This window comes from Bacteroides sp. D2 (assembly GCF_025147085.1).
GTDB lineage: Bacteria > Bacteroidota > Bacteroidia > Bacteroidales > Bacteroidaceae > Bacteroides.
Window position 1 is genome coordinate 2122161 of record NZ_CP102261.1, and the last position, 13162, is coordinate 2135322.

Sequence of the window (13162 nt, forward strand, 5' to 3'; positions counted from 1 at the left end):
TATACATGGATATGAAAACAATATATAGAATATTCAAATCTGTCGGACTAGCATTGATAGCACTTTGGATGGTGTCTTGCCAGGATTTACTGACAGAAGATCCTAAAGGGCAGTTGGCGGTAACTAATTTCTTCAATTCAAAAGGTGATCTGGACTTGGCTCTGAATGGAATGTATTCCAAAGTTGCGAGTGATATGTATGCAAATATTTGGGCAGGTTTCGAATCAGTGATGGGTGATGATATTTCTACACACCCTGCAGCTAATAAACAGGGGTTGCGTGAGGTAGATACTTATAATGTTTCGGACAATAACACTTGGGTGACTGAATTGTGGGGAGCTCGTTGGAGATTGGTAAAAGCTGCTAATTTCATTATAGATAATGCCGGACGAACTCCGGAGGTGAGCCAGGAAGAGAAAGATGCGGCCATTGGACAAGCTTATTATTGGCGCGCCTATTCTTATTTTTACTTTGTAATGGCTTGGGGAGAGGTACCTATGGTTGTGAAAGATGAAATCAATTACAACATGCCATTGGCAACCGTTCCTGAAATTTATGAACTGATTGTGTCTGACCTGAAAAAGGCAGAAACAATGGTCCCTGCCAATTATACTAAAGATCCCTACGCAAGAAATGGGGTAAACATTGCTGTTAGTCAAGGAGCTGTAAAAGCAACATTGGCTTATGTGTATATGGCAATGGCGGGATGGCCGTTGAACAAAGGAACAGAATATTATCAACTGGCCGCTGCAAAGGCAAAAGAAGTAATCGATGCTGCGAAGAAAGGTACTTACTACTACAAGCTATTACCTGATTACAAGCAAGTATATTCGATGGAGTATAATAAGAATAATCCAGAAGTGTTACTTGGTGTTTACTATAATTTAGGAATAGATGCACTTACCAATGCTCCTTTAGCCGATTTCCTGGCAGACTATGCTTATGGTGGCGGTGGTTGGGGAGATACGAACGGAGAAATTAAATTCTGGTATGATTTCCCGGAAGGCTCGCGCAAAGATGCATCTTATTTCCCGAAAATTATATTGAAGAATGAGACGAAGTTGCGTGATTGGTGGGAAGACCCCAATCCGGAAGCACCACGTGTAGTTGTTGCTCCCTGTTTCATGAAGAAAGTAGAAACGACTACTGGAGAAGAATTCGACTATACGAATCCGAAAATTTCGATGAATCAGAATGGAGAAAAGACGCATCAGATTATTCGCTTGGCAGAAGTATATTGCTGGTATGCCGAAGCTGTAGGTCGCTCAAAAACAGGTAGTATCACGGAAGCTGTCAACTTATTGAATGAGGTACGTAATCGTGCCAATGGATCTGTTGTTGCAGACCGGGATATTTATAAGACAACCATGTCGTATGATGATCTGGCAGAAGCTGCCTATAATGAACATGGCTGGGAAATAGCCGGATATTATTGGGGAAATATTGCCACCAGAGCAAGGGATATGTTTCGCATGAATCGTATTAAAGATCATTTTGAATACAGAAAATTGAATCCGGAGATTGAAGTGGCTCCTGGAGTCTTTAGGAAAGAAGCTGTTTCCGTATCTGGTACGTGGAATGACAGTAAGATGTATCTTCCCCGTCCTTTTGTAGACTCGTCTATTAATCCGAATTTGAAGAACTGAGTGAAACAATAAAAACAATCATTATGAAACTAAGATATTTATATTTAGCAATAGGTGTATTATGTAATGCCTCTTTAGTATCATGCGGCGATAGCTTCAAAGAGAAAACAGAGATTGTTGCATGCGGAATCTCCACAAATGCTTTAACATTCGGAGTCTCCTCTACTGAAGTTCAGACTGTAGATATTACGTCAGAAGCAGCTTGGGAAGTAGCAGTGGATCAGGCAGGTGGTAATTGGCTTACTGTTTCTCCTTTGGAAGGAACTGGTAATGGTACGCTAACAATTTCTGCTGATAAGAATAGCGGTCCAAAACGCAGTGCAACCTTGACCATAGCAGCGAAAGGTGCTGAACTTCGAACCATTACAATTATTCAGGATGGCTATAAAGGAACCATTTATAATTACGGTGACTTTACTGGATTGCAAAAAACAGGACTTGTGGCAGGGATCAATCCGATCACTATCGTAGACAATGACGAATGTGAAGATGGAAAAGCGTTAAGAATCTATACACGGCCAGGTAAAGAGTATGAAGGTACTAATGGAGATCGTTTCAAAGTGCAAACAACAACACAATTCGGATCAGGTCGTTATGAATGGAGGATATATGTCCCTAAATTCGGAATGAATGACCGAGCTAGTATTGGAGCATTCTTATATTTTGACGATGGGCATGAGTTGGATTTTGAAATTTGTTCCGGTACGGCTGCAGACCGTGCAGCACATAGTGCCGGACCAGATGATATGCTGTGTCTTGTGACTAGTCAGGCTAATCCTTTTTTCTCTGAGTTCACGCCTATCAAGGCTGAAGCTTGGCATACGTTTGTTTTGGATTTGAAGTTAGAGAATAAGAAATATCTGGCGGAGTGGTCGGTTGATGGTAAAGTTTTAAAGAGGGCACAATTAGATTATGGTGAAGAAGCTTATTTCCGTGCTATATCTAGTGTCGAGAATCTTTATGGTATGGGCGATCATGCGGCAACTCAAGAAAATTATGCCTTATTTGATTATCTTGAATATGTTCCTTATGATTATTCAATGAAGCCGATTGTTGAAGGTCAGCTTCCTCCCGAACCAGAGGGAACAACAGTGAAGTGGGATTTTGAGGAAGCAGGTTTTGTACCTGTTGGATGGACTAATAATGGAGGAACGATTGCAGATGGAAACTTGAATCTATCTAACGGGAATAACTTCGTTTATGGTCCGGAGATAGGAGCTGGAAAATATACATGGGAAATAGATGTTCCTTTGGTAGGGGTAGGTGAAAAATGGTTGGCAGGTGGTAATATCGCTGCAACTAACGCTGAAGAAAGATCATTCTCTATGTTTGTTTTCGCAGGTACTGAAAATGATCGTGCGGCTTGTACTATTCCTCCTGTTCCAGGTCAAATGCTGGTACGTTGTTATACAGAGTCTATGGGAGTTTACGGTGTACCTATTGATCCGGGTAAACATACTCTGACTATTGACCTCAGACTTAATGCAGATGGTGCATATTGGGCGACATGGATTATAGACGGTGAAGTGGCGAAAACATTCACTACCTGGTATACTCCGGCACAGTTCAAATTTGGATTCTCAATAATGACCTTTGCTGACGGCGGTGGCTGGCAAGGAGATAAGCCTACTGCAAAAACGTATACAGCTAAGTATGACTATATAGAATATAAGAAGTATAACTATGATGAAGAATAACAGTTTACTTTACATTCAATGAGGTATTTAAGTATAATTGGAACAGCTATATGCTGTGTAATGTTGGTAATGACGAGTGTTTCCTGCAAGCAGGAAGCACTCGCTTCCACCACTTTGGAGAAAAAAGTATTTCCTTGGTATGTCTATATAGATGGAAGCTCTTTTAAGGATATAGAACCAGTGAAAGAGATAATTAGTTCCATTAGCGTTTTCGGGAATCCTCCGAAATCATTTATCGATGAGTGTCATCAGAATCATATTGAAGTATATCAGGCTGTAGGTGGAAATGAAGAAACGATTGATACGCCACAGAAAAGAAAGGCACTTGTTGAGAAGTATGTAAGCGATTGCAATGCAAATGGATATGATGGAATAGATCTTGATCTCGAACATTTGCGTCCTGATATTCAGGATGCATATACCGAATTCCTGAAACTTGCTTCAAAAGAACTTCATGCTGTTGGAAAGAAATTAAGCCATTGCGTGAGTTTTTATCCGGCTTTGTATCAGGATAACGAAACTAAGATGTTTCACGATCCGGCAGTCTTGAATGCTACCTGTGATTTAGTGAGAGTGATGTGCTACGATATGTATTTTGCACCGGGAATAAATAAGCCCGAGCTCAAGCACAGAGATGATTGTATGGGCATTGGACCTACGTCCAACTATCCATGGACTAAAGAAGCGATGCTTTTCTGGATGAAACACATTCCGAGTGATAAATTAGTGATGGCACTGCCTGCTTATGCAAATGACTATGCTGTAACTGGTGACATTAAAGGAAGGCAGGTTTATCAATCTGTGCCTGACAGTATAAATGGAATTTTGCCTTCTTCTACTTGGTTATGTTACGAAAAGGTAAACATGTATCTGTATGATGGTACCGATGGTAATCGGCATATGTTTTATGCAAGTGATGCCAGAAGTACAGAAGCACTACTTGAACTAGCCGATGAACTGGGAATCTCTCAAATCGGTTTTTGGCACTTTAATAGCGTAGACCCGCAAATGTGGGATACTACCGCAAAGTGGAAAAAGAAATAATAAGATAATAAATCGACCTTGTAAATAATATAGCTTTGTTCTCATCCCCCCATTTAGAGAAAAGCTATTCTTGGCAATAAGAGGCCGCAAAGGTATGAATTCATATCTTTGTGGCTTTTTATTTTTTTCTTACCTTTGAGGGCTTAACATTAACCCCCAAAAATGAAAACATGAAAAAGATCTTTTTACTAATTTCCGTAATCCTATTTATTTTTCCGGTACAGGCCCAGCATACATTGAGACTGATGACTTATAATATTAAAAATGCGAACGGCATGGATGATATTTGTAATTTTCAACGGGTAGCCAATGTGATAAATAATGCTTCTCCTGATGTTGTGGCTATACAAGAGGTAGACAGTATGACCCGTCGGAGCGGACAGAAATATGTGCTGGGTGAGATAGCTGAACGTACACAGATGCATGCTTGTTTTGCACCTGCCATAAAGTTTGATGGAGGTAAATATGGAATCGGACTGCTGACAAAGCAAGTTCCGCTACGTTTACAAGCTATCCCTTTACCTGGTAGAGAAGAGGCCCGCATCTTGATTCTGGCAGAATTTGAGGATTATATTTATTGTTGTACTCATCTGTCATTAACGGAAGAAGATCGCATGAAGTCCCTGGAAATAGTGAAGTCATTTACTGCTTCCTATAAAAAGCCTCTTTTTCTGGCTGGGGACATGAATGCTGAACCGGAATCCGACTTTATAAAGGAGTTACAGAAAGACTTCCAGATACTCTCCAATCCTAAACAATCTACTTATCCGGCTCCTGATCCCAAGGAGACTATAGATTATATTACTGCATTGAAGTCAAATGCTAATGGCTTCGCTCTTATATCCTCTCAAGTGTTGGATGAACCGATGGCCTCCGATCATCGCCCTATCCTTGTAGAGCTGCGTACCGCTGAAAAGGCAGATAAAATATTCCGTACTAAACCTTATTTACAGAATCCCATAGGTAATGGTATGACAGTTATGTGGGAAACTACCGTTCCGGCATATTGTTGGGTGGAATATGGAACAGATACTACTCAATTGAAACGCGCTCGTACAATTGTTGACGGGCAGGTAGTCTGCAATAATAAACTACATAAAATACGTATCAACGATCTGATACCGGGACAGAAATATTATTACCGTGTATGTTCGCAAGAAATATTGCTTTATCAAGCATATAAGAAAGTATTCGGAAATACTGCCCAGTCAGATTTCTCTGAATTTACGCTTCCGGAAACGGATACAGATTCTTTCACTGCTATTGTTTTCAGTGATTTGCATCAGCATACAAAAACCTTTCGTGCTTTATGCAAACAGATACAGAATATCAACTATGACTTTGTAGTTTTCAATGGTGATTGTGTAGACGATCCTGTTGACCACGAACAGGCAACGACTTTTATTAGTGAACTTACCGAAGGTGTACGCAGTGATCGCATTCCAACTTTTTTTATGCGTGGCAATCATGAGATTCGCAATGCTTATTCTATCGGTCTGCGTGACCATTATGACTATGTAGGGGATAAGACCTATGGTTCTTTTAATTGGGGCGATACCCGTATTGTCATGCTTGATTGTGGAGAGGATAAGCTAGACTCTCACTGGGTGTATTACGATTTGAATGATTTCACACAGTTACGTAATGAACAAGTCGATTTTCTGAAAGAGGAGTTATCTGCCAAAGACTTCAAGAAAGCGAAGAAACGTGTTCTTATTCATCATATTCCGCTTTATGGTAATGATGGAAAGAATCTCTGTGCAGATCTATGGACTAAATTATTGGAAAAAGCACCTTTCAATGTGAGCCTGAATGCTCATACTCATACGTATGCCTATCATCCGAAAGGTGAGTTGGGAAACAATTACCCGGTCATTATTGGTGGAGGATATAAGATGGACAGCGCTACGGTGATGATTCTGGAAAAGAAGAAAGATGAATTGAGGATTAAGGTGTTGAATGTGAAAGGGGAGGTTTTGTTGGATATTACAGTTTAAAGTTAAAAAAAATGGAGATGTGTCAGACTTTTAGACACACCTCCATGAAATAATTATTTCATAAAATGTTATTCGGAGAAATATGTATAATAGAATTTCTCAATATCTCCGTCATAGTTCTTGCTTTCCTCTTTGATACAACTATTTTCATCATATTCGAATGTGTAAGTAGATGCAACGGAGGAATGCTGCCAGCCGCTACTCGTATGACAATTAGCTGAAGCTTTTCCAAAGAGGCCTGTTTCAACCAACCAACGGCTTGGACCACTACCTTCTGCATAAATACAATGTGCACCGCCAACATTAGGTACGGCAGAATAAGTCTGAACTTTGAACTGCTCTACTCCATCAGAGAATCTGGTCCATTGCGTAATATTGCCATTCTCTATTGTAATGTTAGATGCGATATTGCCATTCTTTTCAGCTTTTGTCATGTAGCCATTCTCGTCGTAAGTATATTCATATGTATTTGAACCGTCTACAAAGGTGGCGACATAGCCTTGGTCATTTAAAGTCATTGTATATGCGTTCTTACCTGTTACCGTAATATTGTTTCCTTCGTAAGCAAAGAGCCATTCTCTATCTAGTTCTCCTTCATATAATCTGTAGACACGTTTAACTGTACCGTTGTCATTATATTCATAATACCATTTATCCCAATCATCAGCAAAAGTAGCTATCCGGTAGACTGTTACTTCAGAAGTCGTTGTAAAAGTGATTTCTGCGTATTCTGAATCTTCAAAATAGATTGATCCGGTTTTTTGAGCTTTCACTTTGAATGTGTAACTTTTCTCCGGCTCTAGACCTGTCAGTTGAATGGTATTCTGGTCGGTACTTTGTTCACTACCGTTATTCAAACTATAAATATAAGCTGTTGCATTTCCTATAGCTTTCCATGTAATAACGGCCGAGCTTTCTTTTACATCAGGAACGGTGACTTCTGGTTTATCCAGCACATTTGTACTGGGATGATTGTCGTCATCACTACAAGCAATTGTACTTAGTACTACTGCCAGCATGGCTAATAAATAAAAATACTTTTTCATGTTGTTCTATTTAAGGTTAATAATTTAGTTTCCGGCAACTACTATCATTCCTAAGCCAATCAGGAAGAAGATAAACATCGAAGCCAGCAACTGATTAACAGATTTGGTTGATCCCTTAAATTCTTTCCAGATAAATACTCCCCAGATAGCAGCGATAAGCGGTGCGCCTTGTCCTAACGCATAAGATACCGCCGGACCAGCTTCCCCCGATGCAATATAGCTGAATGCGGAACCAAGTCCCCATATTGCTCCACCAAGCATTCCGCATATATGAGTTCTTGCATTTCCTTTAAAATACTCGGAATAGCTGACTTTTTCCCCGACAAAAGGATATTTCATTACTAATGTGTTGAAGATAAAGTTACTTAATAATACACCAATTGAAAAGACAAAGATGGCAGAATAAGGAGTCATCATTCCTATAGCGGGAGAATTGAAGTTTTCCACGTCCATACCTTTCACTACGAACCTGTAGAATAAAGACATCAATACACCGGCAATTAATGCAATGATAATTCCCTTTTTGTTGTTTTTCTTGCTCTCTTCACCCTTTTGCATCTTTCCGGAGGCCACTCCGTTACAAATGATAGCAATGACAATGAGAGCTACACCACCGAATAAAAGCATGGGATTGCCGGTAGGAATTCCCAGATAGTTGACAATCACCCCTAGTACCAATGCGATACCGACTCCTAAAGGAAATGCTACCGACATTCCTGCTAAAGAAATGGAGGCTGAAAGGAGAATGTTTGAAGCGTTAAATATCACACCACCCAAGATGACCCAGCCGATGCTGTCTCCTGATGCTTGTCCTAGATCTTCAAGGAACGGACGTCCAGTATCTCCGTGGCTACCCATCGTGAATCCCAATAAGATAGTGAACAACACCATTCCAATCACATAATCCCAATAAAAAAGTTCATAACGCCAATTCTTGGAAACCAGTTTTTGGGTATTACCCCAAGAACCCCAACAAATCATGGTTACGATGCAGAATATAACTGCTAATAAATAACTGTTTACTGTAAACATACTATTAGTATTTAATTGTTAAACATGGATTCTGTTATTTAAATAGATAATCCAATCTTCCCAATAAGTGAAAGCATTGGTTTCTTTATATTTCCTTGACCGGAACTCATGTTCCAGATTTGATGCTTCCAAAAGGATATGGATATTACTACTAAGACCATATTCCTTTGATTCGGGTAGTACTTCTATCCAGCATCTGGGATATCTTTTATGAGAGTTAACTGCTTTTATAAAATTGGGAGCGTCACTTTCATCACCAGTGGTATTTACACAGACTATACCGGTAAACAGGTTCTCTCTCCGAATGGTTTCTATGCTTTCTTTGATATGATTTTCCCAAGTGATTAGCGCCCTCATGCGTTGAGAACCTCTGATCCCGGAGCATTGTTTTTCCACATCGGAAATTGTTTTTGACAGATCTACATTCGCTTTTACGAAGCAGAGAACAGCAGGCCATGTTTTGTTGTTATTCACCAGTTGATGAAACTGACTGACGAGAGCCTTTTGTTGTTGCCCGTTAATTTCTCCCTGTACATAGATAATAGGATATTTTCTAATGCTTCCTTGAGCCTGTTCGGGATAATAAATCGTTGTATTACCCATTTTTATAAATGGAGTCTCATTCGGAAAGTTTCTCTCTCTATTTTTTTGTTGATTTTCATTAAAATGTCCGTTGATGAATCTGAATGCTTTTGGCAGTGCTGCATTCCAGCAGGTAAAATCATGCTCTCCTGAACGAACTTCCCATTCATGAGGTATTTTCTTCTCTAACAATAATCGGTGCAACTCTTCATTACTTTCGCATAGAGTACCTTCTTTATCTCCGATATCCAGCATGATGCCAAATTCTTTTAAATCGGAATTGCGAAGGGTAGAAAGAATGTGGTAGGGTGAATGTTGTTTATAATAACTGGTTAGGCGTTCATTACCTTTCTTTCCTACTCCTCCGAAAATCCGTCCCCATTGATTGTCCCATCCTATTTGTGGCCCCTCTTCTATATATTGTTTTTCTGTGCGGATAGATGGCGATAAAGCAACGACAGAGCCGAACAGGTTACGATTACGCAGGCTAACGGACAAGGCTCCGAATCCTCCCATAGAGAAACCGGCTATTGAACGTGCATTAGCGTTTTTGTGGGTACGATAGTTATTGTCAATGTAGGGAACCAGCTCTTTAGTGAAGAAAGTTTCATAAGGGAAACTGCCATCATAAGTATCACTGTAATAAGACAGATAACCGTCGGGAATGACTATGATGAAAGGTTGAATTTCTCCTTTTTTTATCATTTGGTACATAACACGGGCCACGTTGCCATATTCAAGCCAACTGGTATAATCGCCTCCTATTCCATGAAACATGTACAAGACGGGATATTCCATATCTGAATGCTCATAACCTTCCGGCAAGATGATAGAGTAGGAGACTTCTTTTTTTAAAGCCGGACTATAAATGCTCATCCCTTCTTTTTCTATGGGAAGTGCCCGAACTCCATCTATACTTGATAGGAACAGGATGATATATAGCAGTATCTTTCTCATATCATTTCTTTATTAACTGTTCACCAATATAATAACTCATTGAATAAATACCTGTTTGGGCAGACTGTGAACTATCCACTCCGTTTCTGACACGATATTGCACTGGAGCTTCCGCTTTCCGCAATCCATTGAATAGCGTGAACATACTGTTGTAGTTAGTGCCTTCGTCTGTTATATCCAGATAATAGATTTGGGCCTGATTCTCATCAGAAGGGTTGGCAATATCCGCATCTTCTGCGAAGAAGAAATGGATGGCAGGTGTATTACCTGTTGATTGATGGTATAAATAATCGGCGTCTGAACCGTATGCCAATCCTAATCTGAAATCTGCATTATTTTCAGTATGAATTGTTTTCTCCACTGCATTGGTGATAGCTGAAAAACTTATTCCATTTTGAATGATTTCCTTCACATCAAAACCGGCAATTATCATACGTTTGATTTGCATAAGAGAATCCAATGCTACGGCTACCTGTTCTGTTGTAAGGTTAGTATTGCCTTCTCCTTTACTATAATAAAGGACTTTGTAGGTTAAGGTAGAATTGTAATCGTCCGGTATGTATAGCTCGATATTGGAATTACCGACTTTAATGTTTTTAGTTGTAGAATGTAATTCCTCCGTAAACTGCTGCAGTGTTTCTTGCGGATAACTTTGTCCTTTGAATGAACGTTCGATAAAAGGTAGTGCTTCTTTCATGGATTCACGCCAATAACTGTCAGTATGAGCACCGTTCCGTACGCGATATTCGTGTTGGATATTTTTGTCCCGTAATAGAGAGTGTAATTCACCGTTACCTGCATATAATCTCTCTTCATCATCACCACAGTCTATATAATAACGTATGGCTTGAAATGTGGAGCTTGATTTATCTTTGAAAAAGTGCAGAGGACATTGGCTTTTATAATAGCTTGTCAATCTGCCGGTTCCTGCCTGACCACTTCCCCCGAAGTTGTTTCCCCATTGAAGATTCCAACCGTCTTGTGATAGGGAAATGTATTGTTCATCTGTATTTAGAGATGGGCTTAATCCTACTGACACAGAAAATGTTTCGGGATGTTGTGATGCGATGCTCAATGCTCCAAATCCTCCCATAGAGAATCCGGCAACAGCTCTTTCCGTCTTACTGGCTATTGTCCGGAATCGTTTGTCAATCAGGGGTACTAGTTCGTTAATGAACATATCCATATAGTTGAATTTTCCGTCATAACGGTTACAAAAATAAGAGTTGAAACCTTCCGGCATGATGTAAATCAATGGACGAACACTGCCATTGTTGGTTTGTGTATCGACTATGGTTTGAATATTCAATCCTGAAGGTCCCCATGAATTCTGGTTTCCTCCCCAACCATGCAGAAGGAAAACTACTCCATATTTAGCTGTGCTCTCCGATAGATATTCTTGAGGCAGTAATACTGAATATTTGATTTCTTGTCCTATTATTTTGCTATAAAAACTTTGGTCGGGATTATAACGTTTCGTGAACTGTTCCGGTGTTTCGGTTTGTTCATCTTCGGACGGGGGATTGTCATCGGACAAACATGATGACAATCCGTAGGAGAATAATAAGGCTAATAATATGAGTAGTTTTCTATTCATAGCTTTTTCTTTTATTGATAAGGATTGATAGGCTCTGCCGGTGTGGATGAATAAACCACCATGTCTTTACACTGAACAGCATATTTCTCGTTCGGGTTGATCCATTTGATGACCAGCTTGTGAGGTCCTTCCTCTAAATCGTAGTTATAGAAAATATCGTACTTTCTTTTTATATAGTCGTAAGGCATTTCTATCGTTTCTATTTTTTTTCCGTCGATATAAGCCTCTAAAATGGCGATGTAGTTATCATTATTATCTTTAATATCCTGTCTGATTAGTCCCATTAGAACAACGCCTTTGCCGTTGAATTCAAAGGTCTTTTCGGTACCAAGGTCATATTTGATGACTCTTCTTTCAGAAGGATATAGACCTTCGAACGAAACTTCCCATGCTACGGTCTTTGGCTTTTGGATTGTGGTGTAGTATTTATCTCCTTTCACTTTACCTCCATTTGCTTTTAGTACATCGCTCAATAATTTGAGATTGATATCATAAACAGAGCTTAAAGAGATGTCAGTATATGGAAATTTGATATTTTCACATCGTTCGAGTGCTGGTTTCCAGTATTCGGGGATAGCTTTGTAGCCTTGTATGACTCCAAGGATTCCTGCAGCAGTCGCCGGATTACAGTCGGAATCTTGCCCGCAGCGAGTTGCTATATCCATTGTTTTGAAAAAGTCACCATTACCATATAACAGTCCAATAACGCAGTAGGCTGCATTGATCGTGGCGTCAATATTAAATGCATTGAATACTCCTTCCGGACAGCCGATCTCAAAAGCATGACGGTTTTCTATTTCCAACCAGCATTTACGCCAATCATCCGGATATTGTTTCCAATACTTAATTACGTCTGTGATGCAACGGTGGAATTTGCTTTGTTCAGGAATAGTTTTGAGGGCTTCTGTAACAATGGTATAAATATCGTTGTTAACATAAGCCAGTGCATACATTGCTCCCATATATACACCTCCATACCATCCGTCGCCGTAGTTCATGATATGTCCTATCCTGTCGGAAAAATCAGATGCGGTATTTACCATTCCCGGGCATATCATTCCAATGAAGTCTGCTTCAATCTGGAAATCAATATCGTCAGCGTGCGGGTTGTTTTTCCAGTGCCCGGATGCTGGTGGCATAATGCCATGTAATATATTGTATCTAGCTGCCTGGTTGGCATGCCATAGTTTGTAATCTGCATTTGCAAAGGCTTTGGCGAATGACTCGGCAGGAGCATTTATTCCTTCTTTCTGCATAACTTCCAGAAAAGTGAGATCCATATATACATCATCATACAATCCGGGATCTTCTGCAAAGATGTCTTTGCAATAGTCGTCATACCAGATAATTGGAATTTTCTCATGGATAATCGCTCCTCTGTATTTGAACTCTGTGGGACCGCCATAAGTGCATCCGATTGTTTGTCCGGCCCAACCTCCTTTAATCTTGTCGAGCAGTACATCTTTGCTTATTTCAACTGTTTTTCCATATTCTATTTGTGCCGTTCCCGATATGGAGAAAGCAAATAGTAGAATCATGTTAATCAGGACTTTTTTCATCTTAA

9 protein-coding genes are annotated in these 13162 nt (G+C 39.8%); 4 read left to right on the forward strand and 5 right to left on the reverse strand.

All coding sequences use genetic code 11. The features are described 5' to 3' along the window. The first annotated feature begins 11 nt into the window (after window positions 1-11). The 4 genes from NQ505_RS07145 (at window position 12) to NQ505_RS07160 (ending at window position 6384) form a co-directional block, all read left to right on the forward strand. Window positions 12-1646, forward strand: a complete 1635-nt coding sequence (locus NQ505_RS07145; protein WP_009001007.1) for a RagB/SusD family nutrient uptake outer membrane protein — start codon at window positions 12-14, stop codon at window positions 1644-1646. A 23-nt stretch (window positions 1647-1669) separates the two neighbouring features. Further along, on the forward strand, window positions 1670-3343 hold the full coding sequence (locus tag NQ505_RS07150) for a BACON domain-containing protein (RefSeq protein ID WP_009001006.1): 1674 nt from the start codon (window positions 1670-1672) through the stop codon (window positions 3341-3343). A 60-nt stretch (window positions 3344-3403) separates the two neighbouring features. Next, the gene (locus NQ505_RS07155; RefSeq protein WP_032854001.1) at window positions 3404-4387 is read left to right on the forward strand and encodes a glycosyl hydrolase family 18 protein; all 984 of its coding nucleotides are present in this window, start codon (window positions 3404-3406) and stop codon (window positions 4385-4387) included. Between the two features lie 170 nt (window positions 4388-4557). After that, window positions 4558-6384, forward strand: a complete 1827-nt coding sequence (locus NQ505_RS07160) for an endonuclease/exonuclease/phosphatase family protein (RefSeq protein ID WP_009001004.1) — start codon at window positions 4558-4560, stop codon at window positions 6382-6384. 68 nt (window positions 6385-6452) lie between these two features. Here the strand turns inward: NQ505_RS07160 and NQ505_RS07165 are convergent, their stop codons facing one another. From NQ505_RS07165 to NQ505_RS07185, 5 genes are read right to left on the reverse strand one after another with little or no spacing between them, the layout of a single operon-like run. Next, the gene (locus NQ505_RS07165) at window positions 6453-7430 is read right to left on the reverse strand and encodes a fibronectin type III domain-containing protein (RefSeq protein ID WP_009001003.1); all 978 of its coding nucleotides are present in this window, start codon (window positions 7428-7430) and stop codon (window positions 6453-6455) included. Between the two features lie 24 nt (window positions 7431-7454). Further along, window positions 7455-8462: a GRP family sugar transporter gene (locus NQ505_RS07170; protein WP_009001002.1), complete on the reverse strand. Its 1008-nt coding sequence runs from the start codon at window positions 8460-8462 to the stop codon at window positions 7455-7457. A gap of 18 nt (window positions 8463-8480) precedes the next feature. Continuing rightward, entirely contained in the window at window positions 8481-10001 is a 1521-nt protein-coding gene (locus NQ505_RS07175) for an alpha/beta hydrolase (RefSeq protein ID WP_009001001.1), read from the reverse strand. Window position 10002: 1 nt separating this feature from the next. After that, the gene (locus NQ505_RS07180) at window positions 10003-11598 is read right to left on the reverse strand and encodes an alpha/beta hydrolase (protein ID WP_009001000.1); all 1596 of its coding nucleotides are present in this window, start codon (window positions 11596-11598) and stop codon (window positions 10003-10005) included. Between the two features lie 11 nt (window positions 11599-11609). After that, entirely contained in the window at window positions 11610-13157 is a 1548-nt protein-coding gene (locus NQ505_RS07185; RefSeq protein WP_009000999.1) for an ADP-ribosylglycohydrolase family protein, read from the reverse strand. Window positions 13158-13162: the final 5 nt, after the last annotated feature.